The organism is Bacillus sp. OV166 (assembly GCF_900177675.1).
In the GTDB taxonomy this organism is placed as follows: Bacteria; Bacillota; Bacilli; order Bacillales; family Cytobacillaceae; genus Neobacillus.
Window position 1 is genome coordinate 3,940,828 of sequence record NZ_FXWM01000001.1, and the last position, 22,769, is coordinate 3,963,596.

Here is a 22,769-nt window from a genome sequence, read left to right on the forward strand (position 1 = left end):
TTCAGGCACTTTTAGTATCTTAAAATACGATGAATACGGTGGAAAAACCTACTGTAGATAACACTTCGTTAGTTGAACAAGAAAAAGAGCCGTAGCTACGACTCTTTGTTAAGCTTAAACCCACGTTACTATTTGTATTTTTTACTTTAATGATTACGGCCACAAGATTTTACCACCCTTGCCATCTTTTTTACCAATGTACGCCAAGGGATTTACCACACATCGCCATTATATTTACCAATGAATAAAAGCCCAACAGAATAATAAGAAGTCAAAATATGCATTTGAGTGAATGCAATAATGCATACTTTGGCTTCATTGATAATTAAGATTGTTTTACTAACGCACCCTTTAGTTGAATAAGGATGATTTAAATTTTTAATCCCTTAAGATTATTCTCAAATACAAAGCCTTTTGACCAAGTACCAACAAGAAAATAAGTATCATCTTTGCTAAATTCTGCAAAACAGGTGTATTCCAATTCTTCAATTTGGATAGGGGTTAAGTCTTCAAATCCTAATATAAAGACCCTATCACTTGAAGTGAGAACAATGTAACTGCCATCATTAGAAGCAGCTATATGGACAAAATACTCATCGGTACTTTGAACTCCATTTTCGGTTAAATTTACTTTTTTTAAGACGGTTTTTAATTCAGCGTCCATAATTGTTAATTCATAGTCCTTATGAAGAAAAATATAAACTTGATGAACTGGCTCATAATAAACCAAATCCCAATTTGTTAATCCTAGATTTTCCACAATAGAATAAGATCGTTCTACCGAAGGGTCTACAACCTTAACTAACTTATATTTTAAATAACCTTTTACCCCTTCCAAATAACTTAAGGTAAATAAATAGGAATTATCATTTGGTATAAACTGATTAAATTCAATATGTGTTCCCTCAAGTTCTGTTAAGATTTCATAATTCCCTGTTTCTATGTTAAGAGCACAAACCTGTTTTCGATCGTTAATTTTAAGGACATCTAGAATAGTAAATGGTTTGTTTAACAGTGCAAAATTCCCTTCTTCTATCTGAAAAGACTTTCTAGATTTAATGGTCTTAATAAGTTGAAAATTTTTAGTATCGTAAACACAGATTGTGCCAACTGTGTTTTTTATGTAAAGAAGTTCGTCATTTTTTGAAAAGTGGAGAGTGTCTGGATTATTGGGCTTTGTAAGCTCTATAACTTTTTCCCAAGTCTCGGTTTCAAAAATGACAGTTTTTCCACCCATTGTATGACACAATAACCTTTTGTCATTCGAAAGCACTATTTCATAAGAAGTTTTTAAATTCTTTATTAGGTTCATTTGAAACACAAATCCGCCTCCAATTTAGTTTCACCATTATCTTTCTTGATCTATCCAGCTCCGTTACTTCAATAATAAAAGCTGCCTAGAATGGCAGCTGATCCTTAACTAAAGCACACCGTTACTCGAATAACGTACCTATTCGTTTTCTCTCTTGTTCAAACAAATGGTTATACATATCCAACTTCGTGTAATCCCTCAAATATTCTGCAAAATGCTTTGCTTTATAATATTTGTTATAACCGTTATGTTCATTTTCAATAGTAGCAAAAGCAGTTTCTAAGTCAGTATTATTTTTATACCATTTTAGTCCATCGTCTATAAAGGATTTCCTAATATCTACTATTACTTCATCAATATTAGAACCATCTAGTTCGACCCACCATATATCATTTCGATTTCTTTCAGCTGGGTTATCAAAATGATTAATATAATTAGATTGGTCAAGCTTACAATAAAGCTGTTCCTGAAGATGGCATTGGTGCTGTTTAGGAAGTAATTCACCATTAGTACCTCTTTTTATTTCATCTTCTTCAGGTGGAACAAAGACATAATAAATTCCTAGACCAACCTGAATTGACATAGGTGACCATCCCGTTACATCGGAGAAATACTTTCCAACAGCACCTATTTCCAATACCCAAATACATTGGTCTATTCAACACCAATTATTTCTTGTATTTACTTTATTGAAGCCATTTTCTTTTAATGTAGGAGACAGTATTTTTCTAATTACTTTATTTACTTCAGGAGAACCAATCATTGTAATCCACCTCAAAAATCCCTTTATTCCCTCTATTATAAATCCATTTCTTCTTAAGCTAAACTGCACCGTTAGTTGAATATGAAAAGTATTATTTCTTGATTTGAAGCAATACTTATTGTTAGGGAAAATCATCTAAACAAATTAGATTGTTTATTAATTCATTCAATATAGTTTACGTTATTATCTTGGCACCATTTAATCGCAATTTCTTTAAAACACTCGTCACGATAGGAATACCATTGATCCTCGATTTCAAAATCTATTATTTGGTCTTTAAATCTTCTAAAGGCACCTTTTCCCTTAATGGATCTTAATAATATATCCTGCTTTCTCTGGTCACTGATAGTTAGGCAAAAGTCTTCCATAATTTCATATTCATTGACTTCATATTTTGTTGGTAACTCTATGTAATTCTCAAAATTTTCAACAACATCATTTGCAACCATTAAATTTTCTTGTTGCCACTCAGGTAAATGATTGAATGGTTCTTCATTTTCAGCAGCTCTCAAGTCCTCCGATGTTACTAACAATATTTCACCAGTAGTAATATTTAGTAATGAACGTGACTCTTCAATCTGTATTTCCATTTCTTCAATTATATCTTTCAGTTTGACTTGTATACTCATTATGAGATCACCCTTTGATTTTTTACTAATGCACCCATTAGCTGAATAAGAATCAACAATCTTTATTAAAAATATCATAGTAGTCACAGATTATTAAATTCAGTAGTGTTCATTAATTTTTGGAAAAATTCGTTTTTGCCTTCCCTGTACTCATCCATTTCTTTCCCTTCAAACTCTCTTTTTAACTCATCGTATTCCATCCTGTAAGTATCATTTAGTAATAAAACATCTCGAAATTTCCAAAAAAAATCATATTCAGAACCTATGACAGTTAATTGAACTCCTAGTGGAGGAACGGTTGAATCGTCTTTAAAAGCCCTGAACCAGTCCGTTTTTACACTACCTTCATTAAGTTCATATAATGCTGAGAGTGTCTGAATTCCCTTTAGGAATTGTTCAGGAATAACACGCACTTGTATATCTAAATCACCTTTTGTAAGGCTATTAGGGACAGCTGTACTTCCAACGTGCTGGACATCAGCATCTGGCATAAGTTCTTTAATTTTCTTTTTGTGTACTAAGAAAGTTTTCTCTGCCTTTTCATAGAAAAGACTGTTTTCAAAAAAATTAACTTGTTCCATATTACCCTCCCCACAAGAAATTATTTATGGTTAATTTTACCATCCAATTTAACTAAACTGCTTCGTTAGTGAAAGAATAAAGGATTATTCCGCTTCGTAGTTTATAATAGTTTTCTCATTCTATATACCAAATACTTTTCATTCTCTTCCCTTAATTTGACCATCCCAGACTTAGTATATAAATGAATGGCTCTTTGATTTGTAGGAGCTACACGTAAATGATATTCAGATACATTTGATTTTCTGAAAAAATTTTCTGCGTAGCGAATTAATTTCTTTCCAAGCCCTTTACCACGATATTCTGGTATAAGATAGAATAAATTTACATAGCCAATTTCTTTCTCATCATATTCCCGAATTTGAAGCTCCATTTGCCCAATTGGTAAATCGTCTTTTTCAATAATTACCTGTCCATTTGGGAATTTTTTAACTCTTTCTTTAATCCGATTAATATAAGCAATTTCATCTCCAAACCCTTCTTCAGTACCAAAACTTACAACGTAAGAGTCCTTTCTGAATTTAATAATTGTATCTTTATCTTTTTCAATATCAATAGTTCGAAATTTCAAATCATCATCCTCTTTACATAAATAATATTTCTCCTTATTTATTTTGATTTCCTTCTTCAAGTAAACTGCTTCATTGCTTGAATAAGAAAAAACGATCCTTCTTTAATTAAGAATCGCACCCAGATAGCTGAATAAGACTTGTTGGACTTATATTTCACCTTTTCGTACTTTCAAAGTCATTTCAGCATCAAGCCTCAAAATTCCTAATTCAGGTGAATTTGAAATATCGATTAAAATTTGCTCCGCCTCTTTAGTTTTATAATCAATATCTAACGCCGTGCCACAAGCCCAGATTTTTACGTTGGGTTCTTGACTTTCCATTAATACATCAAGCATAGTTTCAGCCATTTTTATGTCTAGTTTCATAATTTCAATAATTTTAAATAATTTATCACTCGCTTTATTGCCTTTTTTATAATTTCCTACTAAGGTTGCATTCCCTTGGATAACCGCATTTTTAACAAACTCATCTATAAGCATCGAACTATTTTTTTGCAAATCCATCCTCCTCCATATTTGAAAAACCATTTAATCTTCTGATCCCTTTTATATATTACCTCATTTTATCCTATCGGCATCTTCAACTAAACTGCATTCTCCAGTCTTATTCTCAACATCTAAAAGGGTACTTCCAATCCCAATCTCACCAAGGAATTTTCCTTCAAATGGTTCCTGTACTCTAATTTGAAATACTTTTTCCTGTCGATCATCAAGCCAAAACCAAATACATTCTGTTTTTACTACAAAGCATCTGCTTCTTTTTTCAATCTCAAATTTATGATTTAAGGCTGTCTTTAATTGGTTAAAACTCCATCCTAAATAAAACATCCCGATATTTTTCCCAGGTATTATTTCACCATTTTTTAATTTATACATCTTCACATCGACCCTTTATTGAAAAAAATGTGTTTAATCTTACTATTGCTTATTATATTCGACTCCTTCTTCAACTAACCTGCTTACGTTAGTGGAATAAGAAAAGAGATTGCCGCGGCAACCCAATCTTGAACACTTGCACCCGTTAGTTGAACAACAAATATTTCTTTTATTCCCAACTAAGTGTAATATTTGACTTTTCTAGTTCCCATCTTTTTGCAAGAAATGTGAGAACATCTTTTTTCTCTTGGACATTTTGTTCTTCTTTACCTTTGGATTTTTCTTCTGGTAAATTTACTTTAATGGAAACAGGTTTTAAGGGTTGAACCTCTTGTACTGTCTGGTTGTCATTTGAATCGACCTTGCCGATAGAAACTAAGACACTTGTTTTCGTATGGTCTTCGTTTGGAGAGACCTCTATTTCTTTAATTGCGAGTTCGTATTTGGATAAAAGTTCTTCAGCAACTATTTCTTTCATTTGGTTAGCAACTTGTCCAGATATAGACTCATCTTGTAATTTCTTTATTTCTTCCTGTCTCATATTTAATTTTTCATCAACTGAATTTTTTCCTATTTCGTTATTACTTACCACAGATGAAAGTATTGTTTCCGTATCTACTTTAAACAAGGATAGTATCGGCTTAAAAATGGCAAGAATCAAAATTAAGCTAATAACTATTTTGACGTATCCTTTCCATACTGAGTTTGGTAGCAACATATCGACTACAACTGCAAATAAAATAAATACAATAATTGAGGTTATCCAATTCGCTAGTAGTTCCATTTTCTCTCCTTTCAAATAATAAAAAATCCATTGTATATAACATTTATATGCACTATTCCGAAGGGCTTGACCAAATTATTCCATTCCATACATTTACCCGCAGATTTAATATATACTTCTTACACTAACCTGCTTACGTTAGTGGAACAAGCAAAAAAAAGCCGCCGAAGCAGCTAGCCATTCTTAAACGATAGCACCCGTTAGTTGAACAAGGTCGATTCAAATAAGGTGCTACCAATTAAAGGTAACACCTTTTCCCGTTACTTATGTTGGTAATCTAATACTTCTACCTTAAAGCCGTGACTACATCCAATTTAGGACTATCACAAGATGGAGATACCCTTACTTTAACCAAGTCTTCTGTATATTCAAATGGATTATTGTTACTATCAGGAACTTGAATTCTTAAAGAAATATCATAAGAATGATTGTTGTTATAAACAATATTAACAATCCTCCGTTGCTGCCAGCCAAAACCAGAGGCTTCTTTTCCTCCATACTCTTTTATTACCCTTTTATCAATAGCTGGAAATATAATATCTCGAATAATATCTTCTGGTGTAACATACCAGTCTTCTGCATACGGTTTAATTTCCTTTGGCTCTGGGGGTTTAGCATTAACCAAGTTATCTGTGGCAAATATTAATAAAATTGTAAAGAGAACAATCATTTTCTTCAAGATGCTCACTCCCATAAATTTTTTACAGTTAGATTTCGCATCTTCAATTAATATTATCCACAACAACCAATCCGCATCTCCAAACCAAGCTGTTTCGCTTGTTCAAATAGGACATAAATAAACCATTTTAATGTTCAACTAACCTGCCCCTTTAGCTCAATAAAAGCCGCCAAAAATGGCAGCTAGATCTTCAACTCTTGCACCCGTTAGCTTAATAACTCCAGTGGGTAATGAAGAAATATTAGGAAATAATTTAAAACTTTTCTTTTGTAATAAGGTTCCATATATATGCAAAAATAAAAAACACTGTAAAACAAACAATTAATTTTATAAATTTGTTAAGTATCCATATATCTGATATTTCTACATCTTTCATTACATCCAAAGTAACATAGATTATAAATATTGTTATAAACGATTTTTTATCCATAAATTTACCTTCATTTCTTAAATATAGACTCCCCTTTTATAGTAAAGCACCCGTTTGTTGAAGAAGTGGCTAATTATTCAAATTTTCTTATGACGATAATTTTTTATCCCAAATACAACTTCAATAAAATGTAACAATCAAAACAAAGCATTATAGTAATTAAGCATATTAATGAATAAAAAGCGGTTTTAGAGAGTTTGTCTTTGATTGTAAAAAAAACTAATAGGACAACAATTCCCGTACTTATTTGTGCTAAAGATTGAATTAGACCTCTACTCTCACTCACAAAAAATAAGGAATAGGTACTTAAAGATAAAGATAATACAGCGATTACTAACACAAGTATCTTCATTTAAATCACCAACTTATTTTAGTTATAACAATTATTTCCACTCTTGAGTATAAGATTTAAACGTTTAATTCCTCTAACCTACCCGTTACTTGAAGAAGAAAAAGCGACCTTCGTTATTGAAGAATCGCAACCATTAGCTAAATAACAATGCTATTTTTTGTTCTTTAAATGTGGGAAAAAACCTGCAAATAGGATAGCAATACAAAAAATTATACCAATTAAAATACGACTATTCTTGCTTAAATTTTCGTTATAAGTTTCAAAAAGAACAAAACTTGTAGCAATAATAACTATAATTAACGATATTATTACTCTTACCAACTTATCCCTTGTATCAGTCTTATTGTTTTTAGAAGGCATTTAAACACCTCTTCTTAATCTTTGTTTTATAAAATATATTCTCCACAAAGTTTATAATTCCTTGTTCCACTAAACTGCTTCGTTAGTGGAACAAGAAAAATAAGACCGCCGCAGCGATCTTCATCTTTAACTCTTGCACCCTTTAGTTGAAGAACGGTTCATAATAAGCCCTTGTGTTTATTCTCTTTTTATTTAAAGGAGTCTCGTATAATTAAATAGCTAAATATTGGTATCATTACCACCATTGCTTCGTATTTTTATAAAATAAAAAATACAGTCCATATATCCAGGTAAATAATAAACCAATTACAATGAATCTTTTTCCTTTAACATCTTCTTCAACTTTTGTTGTTTCCACGTTCACACTATTTGTCCGTTTAAACTCTTTTAATATGTCTACGAATAAAAATATAGAACCTATAATACAAAGCAAGCCCATAATTATGCCGCTTACTCGGTGGTCATAAATGAGTTTACTGATACCAAAAATTAAACAAAAAAGAAATAAAATAGTATTTCTTAAAATATCGGAATCCTTCTTTAAAAATGCTTTTATTCTCCCAAGCTCATTATCACTTTTCATTGTTATTTCTCCCTTTATAGGATGAGATTCTTATATCCATAAAACCTCTAAATTCAAAGGTATTCGCTGCAAGAACTTATTAATCCTTCTTAAGCTAACCTGCATCGTTAGTTTAATAAGACCTATTTGCTTTAGGTTGTTTTTTCACCTTTATGGTTTTCCAATACCATTTCAGCACTAAGACTCAATATTCCTAATTCAGGTGAATTTGTAATATGTTCTAATATTTGTTCTGCCTCTTTAAATTTATAATCAATATCTAATGCTACACTACAAGCCCAAATTTTCACATTAGGTTCGTTACTTTCGATTAATTTATCAATCATTTTTTCAGCCAAATTAATATCCCTTTTCATATTATCAATTATTTTAATTAGTTTATTGGCTGCATTATTACCTTTTTTGTAATTACCTTCTAAGGTTGCTTCCCCCTGGACAACTGCATTTTTAATAAACTCATCTATTAGCTTGGAAGTATCTTTTTGCACAATCCATTCTCCTCCATATTTGAAAAATCATTTAATATTCTGTTCCCTTTGATATTTATATTACCTCATTTTATCCTATCTGTTTCTTCCACTAACCTGCCCATTTAGTTCAATAAAAATAAGCCGCCGAAATGGCAGCTGGATCTTAATCTCTTGCACCCGTTGAAGAAACTACTTTTTATTTTTAGGTGAATAATTAATAGAATTAGCTATTTCAACTAAAGTTTGAGGAGTCACTTTATCAGAGACTCTTTTATCAACATTAAGCATATATTGCCAATTATCTCTTTCAAAAACCAATACATTAAATCCCGATATCGTTGTATAAATGGCTTTATTTCCATTTTTTAGCTTATAGCTATTTAAAACATTTATTTCCTTAATAGGTAACTTGTTCTCTGTGGAATTAATACGAATAAAATAATGATTTTCAGCAGTTTTATCATTTAAGAATTTAACCTCAAAAGAATGATTTAAATTACTAAACCTTCCAAGATAATGTGTAAAAGTTAAAGGGGGAACTTTTACGGGTAACTTCAAGCTTTGTTTGGATTGATGTTCAAAAGCCTTTAAAGCTTCTTCAACCGATTGATAACCTATTTCAAAAAGGGTTTCCTCATAAGTCGGCGATTTATCGTTTGAAGCTGCAAAGACTGGTCCGCCAATCTTTGGAGAAAATAAAACACAAGAAATAATTAACATAATGCAAATGTTACTTTTCATAAACACACCCTAACATTTCGAGTTTTTAGGTTAGTTTCCCCAAACACAACATATCTATGTATCTGATTGTTATTATATTGCGTTAATCTGCCCGTTACTTGAAGAAGAAAAAAGCATTACCGCTGTTCCAGTAATGCACCCGTTAGTTTAACAAGGACCTTTATTTAGAGATATTTGGGAAGTAGGGATATTTATTAATTTCGGGGTATTTTCCTAATAAAGATTCGATATACATTTTTACACTTTCGATACATCCTTCTTTAAAATCGTTATATTTCATAGAATTATATTTAGTAATGGGCATTTCTTTTTGACAGCAGACTTTTTTTCCATCATACCAATAATACATTTCTTCATCTTCTCCCCAATCTCTAATACAGGGTGCAAAAGAAACGAGGTCCTGTTTTTCATTCAAAAGAACACAAAGTTGTATACTGGTTTGGTCATCTTCCAAAAAATATTTCTTGTTCACTTTCAACATTTTAGAAGCAGCTAATAAAGAATGTATAAAAGGAAATACAGGAACGCCTATGCCATTCGTATTAATATAAGAATCGGTAAACCAGGATTCACTGTAATATGACGGAGAAAAATTTCTAAAGAACGACTGACCATTTATATTAATATCTAATCGACACCAAAAATCAATATCAACTAAATCTCCTTCAAACAGTTCAGGTAAAACTTCATCTGGTTCTGTATGGAAGATAAATTCAAGTTTTGTCATATTTTTTAATCCCCTTTATGGTAGAAAGACGCTTAACTGACAACTTTTTTGTTTCATTAATGCACTCATTAGTTGAAGAAGAAATTCATTCGTTATCTGGGGAATTTTTACATAACGAAATAATTAGTTACTAACACTAAAATTACTGCCCCTACAATAAAAGCACCAATGTGAATTAAAATCTTGTATCTCAGCTTAGTTTTTACTAAGAAATATAACTTAATGGCGAAATAAAGTACAATCAAATCAATAGGTGTCTTAATTAATGAAATAATAAGTTTGTTATTTATGTGGAATGTTTCATAAATAAACTCACTAAAAAAATAATTATTTGCTATACCAATAATAGAAAAAACGACTTGATAAACAAAAAACTTAAAAAGGTTCACACAATTCAACTTCAAATAATCAAATCTTGTTTATGCTATTATTGCCCATACTTCTTCAAGTAACCTGCTCCGTTAGTGGAACAAGAAAATAGGCTGCCGCAGCAACCCACTGTTTAACTCTTGCACCCTTTAGTTTAAGTAAAAAACATCACAATCCACTGTCCTACTTTTACAATAAGGAGCTCAACAAAAAGTGCGTTGATCCAGGCAGGATTTAGTTCGCTAACGACAAAGGTTATTTTGATGTTAATTCTAATGACTCAAGGAATTTTCTGACTTCAACTGCCGTGTAGTTCTGGCTAGATATTTCAAAAACCACATTATCTTTTTCACCTTTAAAGTAAGAGTCTTTATTTGTTTGATATTGTGTCCAATTAACTCCAGCTAATGAAAATGATGATAGTATCTTGCTTGAATTATGATAGAAATCCCCTAGATTGTGGGTGCTTGTAAACCCTTTTTCATACTGAAAGAAGAAAATAAACTTCGAATTATCCTCTCCATTATTCCTAGATGAATAGTGAGTCAAAACTGAATAATGTTGACCATCGTTGTCTAGCTTAACCAAAGTTGGCATCAATTCTTCCGAATCAAACTCGTGTATAAATGGTACATATTCACGAATATTAGCTAATGCTACATTTACCTCTTTTTCATCACCTTTTCCACCCAAAACTTTACTATTATCAATTTCTTCTAATGCTTCCTTACGCTCCAGCACTTGATACCCAATGATTTTAGGTTCCAGTTTTGTTCCTCCCCAAAGCTCAACTGCAATTTTCTCGGACTCAGGAGAACTTAATATGGAATAATATTTTGTACCAGGAATGTATAATGTAGTATCTCCTTCTTGTAAAAAGGTATAGCCTCCCGTTCTGACTACTTCCCCTAGTTGTTGATCTAATTCCTTTTCATCAATTTTACTTTGTGTTGGAATATAGTAATGTCCATTGTGAATTAAATAATCACTATAAGTATGAGAAATTTCTTCACTTTTAAACAAGTTTGCAATTCCTTGTGGAATATCGAACAACACAAGTAACAAAAGACAAGCACATAGAGGAGCAATAATAAAACCTAATTGTTTCGGACTTTTTCCTTTTTTAGGTAATAAAACGTGCTCCGTGTTAACCTGATCAGGAAAATTGTACTGATTAGCTGTTTCAAAAAATGCTTCTTTTAGTTTTCGTTCCATAAACCCTCACCCCTTTTAGATGGAATCACATAATTATTTTCTAGCATATTTTTTAATAACTCTCTGGATTTATAAAGTCTTGATTTGACAGTTCCTTCTCGGATACCTAAAGTGTCGGCAATTTCCCTAATAGTCATTTCTTGAAAGTAGTATAAAATTATAACGGACTGATATTTTGTTTTTAATTGCTTAACACAATTTATTATCAATTGTGATTCCTCACTTACTAGATAATTCCTTTCGATGTTGCTGTTAGTGTCTTGAAATTGGTTATCTTTAAGTTCAAAAGTTAGGCGGTGTTTTCTATTAATTTTCAAACTACAATTAATTATAATTCTGATAAACCACGTCTTGAATGAACCCTTGTGTGATTTATATCGCTTTAATACAGTGTTAACTTGAATTAACGCTTCCTGAACTGCATCTTCGGCTAGACTATAATCGTGTAAAAGTAAAAATGCGGTTTGGTGTGCTTGTTTAATATAAGGATTTACCAAAGAACTAAAGGCATTATTATCCCCTTTTATAGACATTATTATTAAATCATCCTCGTTCAAGTTGTTATTCCCTCCTTTATTCTGGTACTATTTATTACCACTAAACTCCAAGTTGGTTCATTTTTATTAAAAAAACTTGGCAATCTTATTGCCAAGTCATCTTTTATATTGGTAATTCACCATTTTATTTTAGCATTCCTTCTTCAACTAACCTGCTCCGTTTGCACAAAAAGAAAAGCCGCCAAAATGACAGCACCGATCTTTAACTCTTGCACCCGTTACTTTAATAAGCGGAATTTTTCAACTCATATTTTATACGTTCCAAAACTTCCCTTGGCTTCACATCATAACCCGTTGCCTGCTTGCCACTCCAATTAACTCCCAAATATAGTCCATCTTTTTCGAGTCCTGTTAACCATCTATTGAGGAACGCATCAAAATCAATTTCAAATGCTTGGAATCCCATAAAAGAAGGAACATTTTCAATGACTTTTTCCGCCCTTGATTTCAAAGACCAAAATGGCATCGATGTTTCACCGTCAATATTTGTTGATGTGGGGATACCACCTTCGTCCCTGATAGTCCATACTTTGCGTTGTTCAATAATTTCTTTTATAAATGCACTCCATTGTGCCGACGATTGAGACAAACTAACACCTACTTTTTAATAAAGGTCAAGGTATTTATTCTCCATTGTTTTTACAATTCCTTCTTAAGCTAACCTGCCACTTTAGTGCAATAAGAAAAGCTGTCAAAATGACAGCTTGATCTGCAATTCTTGCACCCGTTTGTACAACAAGCATAACAAATCCATATATTCTCCCAAATAAAACATCCTTAGAGAAGTTGGTTTCTTGGGGTATTTTTATTTTAATCCTTCCTTTTCCATTAACTCTTTAAGAATTTCCATTTCAGAAATACTTAAAGCCTGTTTGAAAATAACAACCCAATCATCATTGGTATCAAATTCTGGATACTTCTTAGGGTTCACTTTTTTATCCCGAACAAATTCAGTCATTTTACTGAGAGTTCTCTCTATTTTCTCGTCTAAAATATACTGACGATTTTCCTTTTTAATTCTTTCAAATTCCTTGTCAAAATCATCATTATCATCATCCATCATCTTTTGAAATCGTTCAGGTGATAATCCAAGGGTAGCCGCTATCCCTTCGTCCTCTGCACCTAAAACAAACCCCTCTAGTGTCATTGCTTTTCTTTTCATAGTTCTAATTCTCCTGTTCATTAAGAATCATTACCTGTTATTTTATCATTTTCTTGTTGAACTAACCTGCCCCGTTAGTTCAATAACAAAAAAAAGGATCGCCGCAGCAACCCTCTTCTTGAATGCACCCAGTTAGTTAAATAAGCAATTAAGCTATAAATAAATATTCTACTGTATTTATATTAAGAATTATTTCTCTTTACGATAAGCTCATTGTAATCTTGGTTTGATTTTATATCCTCAACTTTAATACCTTTATAATAATATTCTAGTATTTCCTTATAGTTCTTTTTTTCCTTTGCCATACTATTAGCTCCATATTGACTCATACCAACTCCGTGTCCATATCCCTTTGTGGTCACTTGGACATTTTCCCCAACAACTTTAAAACTAAAATCCGTGGACCTTAATCCTAAAGCATCCCTCACTTCCATACCTGTGAATTGTTTTCCGTTAATTGTAATTAAGGAAACTCGATTGCTGGAAGTTCTTTGAATACCTATCTTACTTGATAATTTAACTCTAAGTCTTGATTCAACTTTTTTAGCAGAAAGTGTTTTCGTTTCAATAAATTTAGGAGAGTTTTTGTCCCAAGGACTAGGAACACTTCTTAAATAGGGAAGTGATTTTGTCCAGTAATCCTCCGAATTCTCTGTATATCCATTGCTAATAGCAAAGAAAGAAGCATCAATGGGTTCTCCATTGTATGTCATTATTAATCCTTGAGTTTCGTTAACAGCTTGAGTTATTTTCTTTATATTCTTATCATAATCGTTATTCCAAAAAGCTTTTAATTCATCCTGATTTTTATATACTTGTTGTAGTGTGGAATCTGTAATATCAGCTCCAGACGGTAAACCACTTTTATTACCTGTTAATAGAAATTTAAAAATATAAGTCCTTGCACTTATTGCTTGTGCTTTTAATGCCTCCAATTCATAACTTGCGGGCATCTCTGAAGCTAATACACCCTTTAAATATTCCTCTAGATACATCTTTTCAATTTCCTTATTATTCATTCTAAACACTGACACAGTAATGTTTTTTGTATCAGTTTTTGTTGGTGTAGGTGTAGGTGTAGGTGTAGGTGTAGGTGTAGGTGTAAGTTTAGATACTTGAATATCAGAGGGAATTATTTTTTGACTTTTGGTATGCGTACCATAAGCAAGCACAATTACCGAAGGAACACAAAGTACAACAAAAAGGAATGAAATAATTATTATATTAAATGCCTTCATATGTAACCTCCATTTATATTTGTATACTGATATATATATGAAGGTTGGACAAGCATTTAGAACGTTTTTACCACAAAATGGGTATAAAATTGAAACATAGCGAAATTGCTTTCTTAAACTAACCTGCACCGTTAGTGCAATAAGAAAAAGGGATCGCCCGCACCTAATATTTCGAATGGTGTATAGCTTCATTTGCCTTGTTTATTGTGTCTCTGAGTACAAATATTTGATATGAGGCTGAAAATCCTTCTCCTCCTCCATATCCACCACCAAAGCTAATAGTTTTTGTTTTATATTTAATCCCTTTATTATCAAGTCTTCCAAGCATTGTAAAATGCTTAGTAGCATCCTGGGTTGAATAAACCATTTCCCATTTAACGAATAGACTTTTAATAAATTTGAACATAACCATTTCCCTCCATTGTGAAAATTTGGATGTACAATAATATAATATTTCTATGCTATTGCGACTCTTTCCTTCTTTCACTAACCTGCCCGTTACTTAAATAAGGAAAAAGTGATCCTTCGCTTTTGAAGTATCACACCCTGTAGTTGAAGAAGGATTTTTATTTATGTAGTTAAATTCCAATGTTCTTCAGCCTTATTTAGTTGAGTCAACACCTTATCAGCAACATTTTCGTAAATGTCTCCAGACAAGTTTTCTAGGTCGTAACTAAACCATTCACCATTATTTCCTGTTAATCTCAACCTTCTATCAGGATGTAAATCGTGTGCCGTGACTTTATTTGGAAGAACTTTCTCTCCCCAGTGATGAATAACTCCTTCTGGAGAACAAACTCCAACTTCAATTACAAAACCCCCACCATATCTGTCAAATTGAAATGTAATTAAGTCAATCTTATTTACGCTAATTCTTCGGAAATGTGGGAAAGAACCTTTAAAACCTCTTTCTCTAAGTTCAGGAACCACCACTTTTTTTAATGCAGTAACCATATTATTTTTTTCGGTTGACATTTTTCCAACTTCCTCTGTATTTATTATTTTTTCTTTTCTTTATTAAACAAACCTGCTTCGTTAGTGCAATAAGAAAAAAGAATCGCCGCAGTGATCCCCATTTTCAACTCTTGCACTCGTTAGTTGAATAAGAATCATAGTAGATAATTAAAAATATTAATGAATGTTATGTTTTTTTTCGCAATACTCAACGATATATTCATAAATCCCTTTATTACCATTTTGAAGGTACCCTGTATCACCTTTACTTATTAATTCTTTAGCTCTATTTAAAGCATTATTGAAGCTACCACTTTGTATATCAGCTAACATTTTTATCAGATCTTCATATAAAAAATTTGATTGTTGTAAAATGAATTCATTAAAATTATCTACGTTATCAATAGATTTAATAAATGTATCGTAAGTATCAATAAATCCTATTACTGTTTGTCGAATATCATCTTCAATATTCTCTAAACTGTTTTCTACAATCTTAATCTCTTTGATTGTATAGATTGGAGCTACAAATGCTCCAATTGCTCTTAAACTAATAGGTTCTTTAGCATTTTCCTTCATATCAAATATTTCCCAAAATAGATCATCATAACTAAAAGGCTTTATACTACAAGTCATACTAATAGAAATTTCATTATCATCTGTATGATTTGTTGAATAGACGCCCTCTACAAAAAATTCTCCTACTTTTTTAAATAAACAGATCGACCTTTTTTTTAAACCAAATTCTTTAGCCAACTCTCTCATAGCCTTTTCTTGAATTTTTTCAATTTCTTTAAATAGAGCCTTTTGTTCTTTTTTCAAATTTAAATCGCACCTTTTCTCATTTAATTTATTTGTTATCTTCTTTAAATGAAGTCTTATGTAAAATCTCATATGATCAATAATACTTTAACAAAAATTTACATTATTATCATATGGTTTTAGTAAGAATTCTTATTGAACTATCCTGCCCGTTACTTGAATAAGAAAAAAGGCTTTACTCCTTATTGAAGAATCACCCGTTAGCTTAAAAAACTATGATTTTAATTGTTTATCCAGTAAAAGTAATAGTTTTCTTTGAGCTTCCTCACTACGAATAAATTTTTTTACACGAGTGGTATTTTGTAAATAAGCTCTAACGTGTCTATTTGTAATAAATAATCTGTGATATTTCTCGTCATCGTATATCTTTTTAAACCAACCTTGTTGTTTTAAAAGTTCAATATTATTGTCAATTTTTTTTGTATCTAAATTACCTGTGCTTACACCGATCATACTTGATAAGAAATCGGATAAAAAATCAAACATTAATAAATCCCATCCTATTTTATATATTTATTATTTATTATAGCTTAGTTTTTCATCAACTAAGCTGTCCGCTAGCTTAAAAGAAAAAAGATGCTGCCGCTGCAACACCTTGTTTAACTCAAGCACCCGTTAGTGCAATAAGAATTTATTACTTTTTGAATTTTTTACTGTCTGGAAGTTTCGAATACATATCAAATAAATCCTTAACAGTTTGTTTGATGACTTCATCCCCACCCGTTCCATTTATTGCAGTATCAAGTCTTGTATAAATTATCAATAAAAGACTTTTAGCATATGATTCATCTAACTGTTTAATTTTTTCCCTTAATTCTTCAATTTCTAACAATACTACTTCTCCTAACTCTTTATATAAGTCAAAGGGGTCTACTTCTACCCCAATTAAATTCGTATTCCAATTAACACCAACTAATAAATCGTCTGCATTCATTTTGTAAAGCCAATTAATAAATTTATCTAACGGTATGGATGTCGGTTTATAATGCATCCATTCTTCAACTGCAAATTGTTGTGCATATGCTTCATCCGACCAAAAAAGCATAACTCCCGTATCTTTATTATCTTTCGATTCGCAAATACACCATCCATCTTCACTCTTTAATCCCCAAATTGTCTTACTTCCCGAAACACTTTTTATAAAGTTTTCATATCGTCTCTTAGAATTTATAGTCAAGTCGAACTCCATTACTAATCTCCTTTACTCGTTATTAAATCAAATAATTCTGAACGATGAACATTAATCCCTTCTTCAATTAGCCTGACCGTTAGTGGAACAACAAAAAAAGGCTACCTTACAGTCAAATATTGTTGAACTCAAGCACTCGTTAGTTGAAGAAGAACAAAGTTCTTCAAACTTTAGATAATATCTCGTTAATATTACTCCATTCATATACAAGCAGATTTAATTCTGTACCTGCCAATTTTATCTTTTCTGATTTAAGTAATTTAGCACCATAATACTCATAGAAATGCCGAGTTTTATTGTCTTCTAACACCTCAACAAAAACTCTATTAAAACCTAAATTTTCAAATTGAATAAAAAGTTGTTTCAATAGTTGTTTTCCAATCCCTTTTCCTTGATATTCTTCAAGTAGATAAATAGATGTTAAGTCACCCGAATTATGGACATTATTACTTTCTCTTTTTCCGCAATCTGCAAATCCTACAATTTCTCCATTATTATTTACTGCAACAAAAACATAATTCCCCTCTTTAGAGATATTATGATTCCACAAGGCAGTTCTTTGGTCGTAAGATAATTTCTCCAAAAACTCATCTGGGATAATGTTTCTATATGTAGTTTTCCAACTATCAACGTGTACTTTTGCGATACCTTTTGCATCCGATAAAATCGCATTTCTTATGTGCATTTAGTCCACCTCTTATCAAAAGTTAAATATATATTCTATTTACCTTTCCAATAGTCCTCCCTCTTATTGAACTAAACTGCTTCGTTAGTTCAATAAAAAAACTAAGAAACTATGGCCTTAAAAAAGTCACCCTATTCGTTTGGGTGACTAGCAAAAAACATATTAGCTACCACTGGATTAAAATAAGTTGATAACGTCTTGTAATGTTTATTAATAATATCTCTCCTGATACCTCATAAAGGCTTGCATTAATGCTATCCGTAAGTTTTCTGTAATGTACAACTTAGTAATAAAAGCTGTCCTGATGGACAGTTTTTAATTCATAACTCCTACCACCCCGAAATATCAACATCAATTAAATTTAGGGAAGTGTTACATTGAAACTATCATATATTATAGGTTTTGGGAATTTTCGAGTCACAATCTTTATATTTTCGTTAGGACTTATCGCATCAAACTCTTGTTTATAATAGTTGCCCTTAACTTTTTCAGCATATGGCTTTTGATTAATTGTAAGGTCTTTTCCATTTTCACTTTCCAACCATAGACGATTATTTGAAACAAAGTCATAGGGAATTTCACTTTCCACTTTAAAATAAACAACTGCTTTATCTTCCTTGTAATCAATATCTGTGACCACTATTTTACCTTTATCCCCTTGATTTAAGGTAATAGGAAGGTTATCTTCAGTTACTGATTTCGATATTTTAGGTGGTAGACCATTTGTTTCTGCCTCAACATAGGGGATGATTAATACATTTTTGACTCCTTTTTTTAATGGAGTATACAGAAATTTATATTCCATTTTTTCTTTTCCATTAACACTATTTCCGCCACCAGAACCTGATAAAGTGGTTAATGCTTCTCCAGTATCGTCAATGACATTAAAATTCAAATGTAAATCCTTTTGATTAGAAAGTTTTATAGTATCAATTGATAAGGCTGTTCCTGCCGGTCCTGAACTAACTGTTTTAAGAATAACTTCTTCACCTTCAATTATTTTAGTTTCCATAGGTCGAACAATTGTTACATCGCTAGCAAGTTTTACTGGAAACTCAAATTCCCATTTCCCTTTAACTAGTCCCACACTTGAAAAAGAAAGTTTCATCATAAAGCTTTCTGGTAAATCTTCTGTTGGTGTAATATTTATAGTCCCTGCATATTTTTGCAAGGAAATGAAGTTGCCTGATGAGCCGGAACTAAAGTTTATATCCTTGCCGTTTATTTCAATATCTGGACGTTCAACTTCTCCTAAAGGTAAAAATGACTCTTGTGTAAAACCTAGTGAAAGGCGAGTTCCATCGTAGTAAACTTCTTTCATAATTAAGGTAATTCCTTTATTTTTTACTGTTTGATTTATGTCAGTGGATAACCCCTTCATACTTGCCGTTTGAAGACCTTCATCGCCAGCAAAAGAGAAGACACTGCCAATCAATGGAATTTGAGAAACTACTCTTGCCATTGTAGGAGAAACAAATGCGGACCCTAGAAAAAGTCCAAATGCTAGAATAGCAGCACTTAAAGAATAAAAGACTTTTCTTTTCTTCTTTTTTCTTTTAGGTAAAAATTTTTCATTAATCGTTTGCTCTATAATAAGGTCAAGTTTCTCGAAAGGAACTGGAATCCTTTCCATTTCTTCTTTTAATTGAGGAAAACGTTCATCCATTAACAATACCTCCCACCTTTACTTTTAATTTTTTTAGAGCACGATGAATAGTTGATTTGACGGATCCTTCAGGAATATCAAGAACAACTGCAATTTGATTTACTGAATAATCCCTGTAATATCGTAAAATTAATGCTGATTTTTCCTTCTCATCTAAGTAATCAATAGCCTTAAGTAAATCCATTCTATCTTCTATATTTTCTGAAGGGGATGATTCATTTGTTTTTAAGTATTCTAACTCCATAGGGATGCTTCGGTTCTTCTTTCGTAAAAAATCCTTTGCATTATTGATAAGAATACGTGTTATCCAGGTTGAAAAATATTTATCTTCTTTAAGATTCTGAATAGAAGATAGAGCTTTATATAGTGTCTCCTGAAAAATATCTAACGCATCATCCTCATTTTTAGAATACAGATAAGCAATTTTAAATAACTTAATCTTTTCACGATCAATCAACTCCTGAAAGGCCTTCGTGTCTCCACTTTTGGCTTTCTTAACGATATTTTTCTTCAACAATTGCATTCCACCTCCAATCATCTAATAATTAGACAAACATCTTTAATAAACCGTTCCCAAAAAACATATAAATTTTATTAAGACCTTACCTTACAATCTCAAAAAAATACGAAATTCAACTTTTTAATTCAACTATCCTGCTACCCTATCAAAATAAAAACCAGTTTTTTGAATTTTTTCTCTAATAATTCTAATAATGCGTCTTAAATTAACCTGCAACGTTAGTACAAGAAAAAAAGACCGCCGAAGCCATCCACATCTTAAACTCTTGCACCCAGTTACTTGAATAAGAGTTATTCAATTTGAAGGTATTTTTTTGTGACAAGTGTGGTCTGATATAAGAGAACAGGTTGTTCTTTAATTAGGTTCTTTAATGCCTTAATGCTTGTTATAGGGGAGGAATAATATTTGATGTTTTTCTCTAGTTCATCAGCAAGTTGGTCTTTTAGGACTTCATTAATATCAACAACATCTGTGTTTTTGCCGTTAAGTTCAAAATCAAATCTCAAACGAACATTTCCATCAGTATATTTAGGGTATTGTTTATCATTTAAATCTTTAATTATGTATCCCAGATTAAAGTAATAACTAGATGAGTAGCTTGATTTTTGTAACCCAAGTACAACCATTAATTCATTACTTTCTATATAATAGCAACTTCTTCTTTTGGTCATTCCGTTAGAAATAACTATTTCTTCTACAATCTCTTTAAACTCCGCAGTTTCCATTCGTAATCTCCTATTTGTTCTTTTAGGACAATTATTCTATGCAGACTCGTCTATTCCTTCTTAAACTAACCTGCCCGTTAGTTGAACAAGAAAAACCCTAGCTTTTAATCTTTTTTATCCCTTTTGCCTTTATCACTGAATAGCCAATTGAAAAAGATAAATAACAAAACCAAAATTAAAGAGTGAACACCGTTATCAATCCAATTAAACGATTTAGAACTAAAATAATCTTTCAAGATAAAGTAAATATAAAATAATATAAACAAAATCACATAGGAATAATTACGAAATGTTTTCATATATCTCCTCTTCCCCGTAGCCTTTCCTTCAAAAATTCTAAAGTATTTTATTTCTTCACTTTAATGAATTTCTCCTTCTTTCACTAAACTGCTTCGTTAGCTTAACAAGAAAAGGAGCTGCCGCAACAACTCTACTGTTCAACTCAAGCACCCGTTAGCTTAACAAGAAAAACTCAACATTCAGTAAATAAGTTAATATCATCTAAGGCTGCGGTTGATTGTCCTTTAACAATTTCGCTTTTGTCTTTTTAAGCCCATTTTGAACAATCGGTATCACAACATCTTTGTCAATTTTTCCATATAATCTTGCTATGTGACCAAAACCAAGTATAGCTATACCTCGGATATTCTCATCTTCATTTTTGCTAAATTTCACTAATGTATCTTGAATAAATTCAAAGCCAGAACCATATAACGCTAATCCCAACAATCCTTTAACAACATTTTCTTTGTCTTTAGAGTTTATTTGTTCAATGAAATAATCATTATTGTTATTCTCGATTTCTTCGTATTTCACTCAGATTCACCTCATAAGTATCAATATATTTACAGATATTTCTTCAATTATATCGATAAATCCTTCTTCAAGTAACCTGCTCCGTTAGTTGAACAAGAAAATGGAGCTGCCGGCGGCAACTCCATCATCAACTCAAGCACCCCGTTTGTTGAAGAACAAAATGTTCAATTTTAGTTTTTGGGGTTTATATTTATAATGTAATCCTGTTCCCAGACCCCATTTTTTATAACCCCCCCTATTAACTTAACTATTTTTCCGTTTTCATTAAGCTTTACTTTATATTTTTGTTCATTGTATATTTCAATTTGTGGATTTACCTTAAATGTTCTAACCTCGGAAAGCAAATTATGTTCATAAGCGTATTCTTCCATATAAAGGTCTGCATACCGTGGTAACCTACATAAACTACGTTCATATTTAACAATATTATTATTTTCATAAGTACATCTTGAAACAGCTACAATGTCACCCATATTATCGAACTCTACACCAGAAATGGTATCATCATTATAAAGCAAATATTCCTCATTATAATTGCTATCTGGCGTTGTAAATTCATTTACACCTTTTACGAGAATTAGTCTGTTGTTTGAATCAAAGCAGTATTCATAAGAGTATCTTCCGAAATCAGGTTTTCTTTTGTAAAGCTTACCTCTTTTGAGTCCCCCAACAATCAAATCTAGAACAGGACTCGGACAATAATAACCTCTGTGTATGGTTTCGCCACCTTTTGAATACTGAACATTTACAATTTCCTTTACCGTTAAAGTTCGTAAGCGGTGAAGTTGTTCTTCATACTCATTTCTAATGCTTACTAACTCTGAAATAATGCCTTTAAATATTTTTAATTTTTCTTGGTCAATTTGTATATTTGAATTTTTCAACCTCTGTATTGTTGAATTCCTTATTTCTTCTAACATAAGTTCGAATTCGTCCATTTTATCACCTTCTCTGAGTTTTTTTCATAAAAACTCCTTAATTACCTACTGTTGTTA

At 31.6% G+C, this 22,769-nt stretch carries 30 protein-coding genes; all 30 read right to left on the minus strand.

Features of this window, described 5'->3' with window-relative positions:
• Window positions 1-370: 370 nt before the first annotated feature.
• Window positions 371-1,321, minus strand: a complete 951-nt coding sequence (locus tag CCK98_RS19250; RefSeq protein WP_088088052.1) for a hypothetical protein — start codon at window positions 1,319-1,321, stop codon at window positions 371-373.
• Window positions 1,322-1,433: 112 nt separating this feature from the next.
• Window positions 1,434-1,895: a hypothetical protein gene (locus CCK98_RS19255; RefSeq protein ID WP_088088053.1), complete on the minus strand. Its 462-nt coding sequence runs from the start codon at window positions 1,893-1,895 to the stop codon at window positions 1,434-1,436.
• Window positions 1,896-2,236: 341 nt separating this feature from the next.
• Entirely contained in the window at window positions 2,237-2,704 is a 468-nt protein-coding gene (locus CCK98_RS19260; protein WP_088088054.1) for a UPF0158 family protein, read from the minus strand.
• Window positions 2,705-2,787: 83 nt separating this feature from the next.
• On the minus strand, window positions 2,788-3,285 hold the full coding sequence (locus CCK98_RS19265; RefSeq protein WP_088088055.1) for a GrpB family protein: 498 nt from the start codon (window positions 3,283-3,285) through the stop codon (window positions 2,788-2,790).
• 101 nt (window positions 3,286-3,386) lie between these two features.
• Entirely contained in the window at window positions 3,387-3,914 is a 528-nt protein-coding gene (locus CCK98_RS19270) for a GNAT family N-acetyltransferase (RefSeq protein WP_256942406.1), read from the minus strand.
• An 87-nt stretch (window positions 3,915-4,001) separates the two neighbouring features.
• Window positions 4,002-4,352, minus strand: coding sequence for a hypothetical protein (locus CCK98_RS19275; RefSeq protein ID WP_088088056.1), 351 nt, complete (start codon window positions 4,350-4,352; stop codon window positions 4,002-4,004).
• Window positions 4,353-4,412: 60 nt separating this feature from the next.
• Window positions 4,413-4,730 carry a hypothetical protein gene (locus tag CCK98_RS19280; protein ID WP_088088057.1) on the minus strand — a complete coding sequence of 106 codons (318 nt, stop codon included), beginning with the start codon at window positions 4,728-4,730 and terminating at the stop codon, window positions 4,413-4,415.
• Between the two features lie 169 nt (window positions 4,731-4,899).
• On the minus strand, window positions 4,900-5,514 hold the full coding sequence (gene spoIIIAF, locus CCK98_RS19285) for a stage III sporulation protein AF (protein WP_088088058.1): 615 nt from the start codon (window positions 5,512-5,514) through the stop codon (window positions 4,900-4,902).
• A 286-nt stretch (window positions 5,515-5,800) separates the two neighbouring features.
• Window positions 5,801-6,193, minus strand: a complete 393-nt coding sequence (locus tag CCK98_RS19290) for a hypothetical protein (RefSeq protein WP_256942407.1) — start codon at window positions 6,191-6,193, stop codon at window positions 5,801-5,803.
• 932 nt (window positions 6,194-7,125) lie between these two features.
• The gene (locus CCK98_RS19295; RefSeq protein ID WP_088088059.1) at window positions 7,126-7,335 is read right to left on the minus strand and encodes a hypothetical protein; all 210 of its coding nucleotides are present in this window, start codon (window positions 7,333-7,335) and stop codon (window positions 7,126-7,128) included.
• A 235-nt stretch (window positions 7,336-7,570) separates the two neighbouring features.
• The gene (locus CCK98_RS19300; protein ID WP_088088060.1) at window positions 7,571-7,918 is read right to left on the minus strand and encodes a hypothetical protein; all 348 of its coding nucleotides are present in this window, start codon (window positions 7,916-7,918) and stop codon (window positions 7,571-7,573) included.
• Window positions 7,919-8,049: 131 nt separating this feature from the next.
• A complete protein-coding gene (locus CCK98_RS19305; protein ID WP_088088061.1) occupies window positions 8,050-8,406 on the minus strand; it encodes a hypothetical protein in 357 nt (118 codons plus the stop codon).
• Window positions 8,407-8,577: 171 nt separating this feature from the next.
• Window positions 8,578-9,129, minus strand: coding sequence for a hypothetical protein (locus tag CCK98_RS19310; RefSeq protein WP_088088062.1), 552 nt, complete (start codon window positions 9,127-9,129; stop codon window positions 8,578-8,580).
• 160 nt (window positions 9,130-9,289) lie between these two features.
• Complete coding sequence (locus CCK98_RS19315; protein ID WP_088088063.1) at window positions 9,290-9,856, minus strand: hypothetical protein; 567 nt, start codon at window positions 9,854-9,856, stop codon at window positions 9,290-9,292.
• Between the two features lie 624 nt (window positions 9,857-10,480).
• Window positions 10,481-11,440 (minus strand): hypothetical protein, encoded by a 960-nt coding sequence (locus CCK98_RS19325; protein ID WP_088088065.1) that lies wholly within the window; start codon window positions 11,438-11,440, stop codon window positions 10,481-10,483.
• The gene (locus CCK98_RS19330) at window positions 11,425-11,997 is read right to left on the minus strand and encodes an RNA polymerase sigma factor (protein WP_088088066.1); all 573 of its coding nucleotides are present in this window, start codon (window positions 11,995-11,997) and stop codon (window positions 11,425-11,427) included. The genes CCK98_RS19325 and CCK98_RS19330 overlap by 16 nt, the downstream gene beginning before the upstream one ends.
• A gap of 223 nt (window positions 11,998-12,220) precedes the next feature.
• Entirely contained in the window at window positions 12,221-12,586 is a 366-nt protein-coding gene (locus CCK98_RS19335; protein ID WP_088088067.1) for a DUF2750 domain-containing protein, read from the minus strand.
• Between the two features lie 216 nt (window positions 12,587-12,802).
• Window positions 12,803-13,159, minus strand: a complete 357-nt coding sequence (locus CCK98_RS19340; RefSeq protein ID WP_088088068.1) for a hypothetical protein — start codon at window positions 13,157-13,159, stop codon at window positions 12,803-12,805.
• 182 nt (window positions 13,160-13,341) lie between these two features.
• Complete coding sequence (gene spoIID, locus CCK98_RS19345) at window positions 13,342-14,397, minus strand: stage II sporulation protein D (protein WP_088088069.1); 1,056 nt, start codon at window positions 14,395-14,397, stop codon at window positions 13,342-13,344.
• A 163-nt stretch (window positions 14,398-14,560) separates the two neighbouring features.
• Complete coding sequence (locus CCK98_RS19350; protein WP_256942408.1) at window positions 14,561-14,803, minus strand: hypothetical protein; 243 nt, start codon at window positions 14,801-14,803, stop codon at window positions 14,561-14,563.
• 164 nt (window positions 14,804-14,967) lie between these two features.
• A complete protein-coding gene (locus CCK98_RS19355; RefSeq protein WP_088088071.1) occupies window positions 14,968-15,372 on the minus strand; it encodes a DUF4304 domain-containing protein in 405 nt (134 codons plus the stop codon).
• Between the two features lie 156 nt (window positions 15,373-15,528).
• Complete coding sequence (locus tag CCK98_RS19360) at window positions 15,529-16,173, minus strand: hypothetical protein (protein ID WP_088088072.1); 645 nt, start codon at window positions 16,171-16,173, stop codon at window positions 15,529-15,531.
• Window positions 16,174-16,386: 213 nt separating this feature from the next.
• Window positions 16,387-16,659: a hypothetical protein gene (locus tag CCK98_RS19365; RefSeq protein ID WP_088088073.1), complete on the minus strand. Its 273-nt coding sequence runs from the start codon at window positions 16,657-16,659 to the stop codon at window positions 16,387-16,389.
• 148 nt (window positions 16,660-16,807) lie between these two features.
• Window positions 16,808-17,362 carry a DUF2750 domain-containing protein gene (locus CCK98_RS19370; RefSeq protein ID WP_088088074.1) on the minus strand — a complete coding sequence of 185 codons (555 nt, stop codon included), beginning with the start codon at window positions 17,360-17,362 and terminating at the stop codon, window positions 16,808-16,810.
• Window positions 17,363-17,525: 163 nt separating this feature from the next.
• Window positions 17,526-18,047, minus strand: coding sequence for a GNAT family N-acetyltransferase (locus tag CCK98_RS19375; RefSeq protein WP_088088075.1), 522 nt, complete (start codon window positions 18,045-18,047; stop codon window positions 17,526-17,528).
• 361 nt (window positions 18,048-18,408) lie between these two features.
• Complete coding sequence (locus CCK98_RS19380) at window positions 18,409-19,713, minus strand: DUF4179 domain-containing protein (RefSeq protein ID WP_088088076.1); 1,305 nt, start codon at window positions 19,711-19,713, stop codon at window positions 18,409-18,411.
• Complete coding sequence (locus tag CCK98_RS19385; RefSeq protein WP_256942409.1) at window positions 19,706-20,230, minus strand: sigma-70 family RNA polymerase sigma factor; 525 nt, start codon at window positions 20,228-20,230, stop codon at window positions 19,706-19,708. The genes CCK98_RS19380 and CCK98_RS19385 overlap by 8 nt, the downstream gene beginning before the upstream one ends.
• 293 nt (window positions 20,231-20,523) lie before the next feature.
• The gene (locus CCK98_RS19390; RefSeq protein WP_088088078.1) at window positions 20,524-20,958 is read right to left on the minus strand and encodes a DUF4304 domain-containing protein; all 435 of its coding nucleotides are present in this window, start codon (window positions 20,956-20,958) and stop codon (window positions 20,524-20,526) included.
• A gap of 501 nt (window positions 20,959-21,459) precedes the next feature.
• Window positions 21,460-21,774: a hypothetical protein gene (locus tag CCK98_RS19400; RefSeq protein WP_088088080.1), complete on the minus strand. Its 315-nt coding sequence runs from the start codon at window positions 21,772-21,774 to the stop codon at window positions 21,460-21,462.
• Window positions 21,775-21,944: 170 nt separating this feature from the next.
• A complete protein-coding gene (locus tag CCK98_RS19405; protein ID WP_088088081.1) occupies window positions 21,945-22,712 on the minus strand; it encodes a hypothetical protein in 768 nt (255 codons plus the stop codon).
• Between the last annotated feature and the right edge of the window lie 57 nt (window positions 22,713-22,769).

Excerpts from the sequence above, each read along its gene's own strand:
- CCK98_RS19255 (WP_088088053.1), bottom strand. The coding sequence starts at position 1,895 with ATGTCAATTCAGGTTGGTCTAGGAATTTATTATGTCTTTGTTCCACCT.
- CCK98_RS19260 (WP_088088054.1), bottom strand. The coding sequence starts at position 2,704 with ATGAGTATACAAGTCAAACTGAAAGATATAATTGAAGAAATGGAAATA.
- CCK98_RS19265 (WP_088088055.1), bottom strand. The coding sequence starts at position 3,285 with ATGGAACAAGTTAATTTTTTTGAAAACAGTCTTTTCTATGAAAAGGCA.
- CCK98_RS19280 (WP_088088057.1), bottom strand. The coding sequence starts at position 4,730 with ATGTATAAATTAAAAAATGGTGAAATAATACCTGGGAAAAATATCGGG.
- spoIIIAF (WP_088088058.1), bottom strand. The coding sequence starts at position 5,514 with ATGGAACTACTAGCGAATTGGATAACCTCAATTATTGTATTTATTTTA.
- CCK98_RS19295 (WP_088088059.1), bottom strand. The coding sequence starts at position 7,335 with ATGCCTTCTAAAAACAATAAGACTGATACAAGGGATAAGTTGGTAAGA.
- CCK98_RS19300 (WP_088088060.1), bottom strand. The coding sequence starts at position 7,918 with ATGAAAAGTGATAATGAGCTTGGGAGAATAAAAGCATTTTTAAAGAAG.
- CCK98_RS19310 (WP_088088062.1), bottom strand. The coding sequence starts at position 9,129 with ATGAAAAGTAACATTTGCATTATGTTAATTATTTCTTGTGTTTTATTT.
- CCK98_RS19315 (WP_088088063.1), bottom strand. The coding sequence starts at position 9,856 with ATGACAAAACTTGAATTTATCTTCCATACAGAACCAGATGAAGTTTTA.
- CCK98_RS19325 (WP_088088065.1), bottom strand. The coding sequence starts at position 11,440 with ATGGAACGAAAACTAAAAGAAGCATTTTTTGAAACAGCTAATCAGTAC.
- CCK98_RS19340 (WP_088088068.1), bottom strand. The coding sequence starts at position 13,159 with ATGAAAAGAAAAGCAATGACACTAGAGGGGTTTGTTTTAGGTGCAGAG.
- spoIID (WP_088088069.1), bottom strand. The coding sequence starts at position 14,397 with ATGAAGGCATTTAATATAATAATTATTTCATTCCTTTTTGTTGTACTT.
- CCK98_RS19350 (WP_256942408.1), bottom strand. The coding sequence starts at position 14,803 with ATGTTCAAATTTATTAAAAGTCTATTCGTTAAATGGGAAATGGTTTAT.
- CCK98_RS19355 (WP_088088071.1), bottom strand. The coding sequence starts at position 15,372 with ATGTCAACCGAAAAAAATAATATGGTTACTGCATTAAAAAAAGTGGTG.
- CCK98_RS19365 (WP_088088073.1), bottom strand. The coding sequence starts at position 16,659 with ATGTTTGATTTTTTATCCGATTTCTTATCAAGTATGATCGGTGTAAGC.
- CCK98_RS19370 (WP_088088074.1), bottom strand. The coding sequence starts at position 17,362 with ATGGAGTTCGACTTGACTATAAATTCTAAGAGACGATATGAAAACTTT.
- CCK98_RS19375 (WP_088088075.1), bottom strand. The coding sequence starts at position 18,047 with ATGCACATAAGAAATGCGATTTTATCGGATGCAAAAGGTATCGCAAAA.
- CCK98_RS19380 (WP_088088076.1), bottom strand. The coding sequence starts at position 19,713 with ATGGATGAACGTTTTCCTCAATTAAAAGAAGAAATGGAAAGGATTCCA.
- CCK98_RS19390 (WP_088088078.1), bottom strand. The coding sequence starts at position 20,958 with ATGGAAACTGCGGAGTTTAAAGAGATTGTAGAAGAAATAGTTATTTCT.
- CCK98_RS19405 (WP_088088081.1), bottom strand. The coding sequence starts at position 22,712 with ATGGACGAATTCGAACTTATGTTAGAAGAAATAAGGAATTCAACAATA.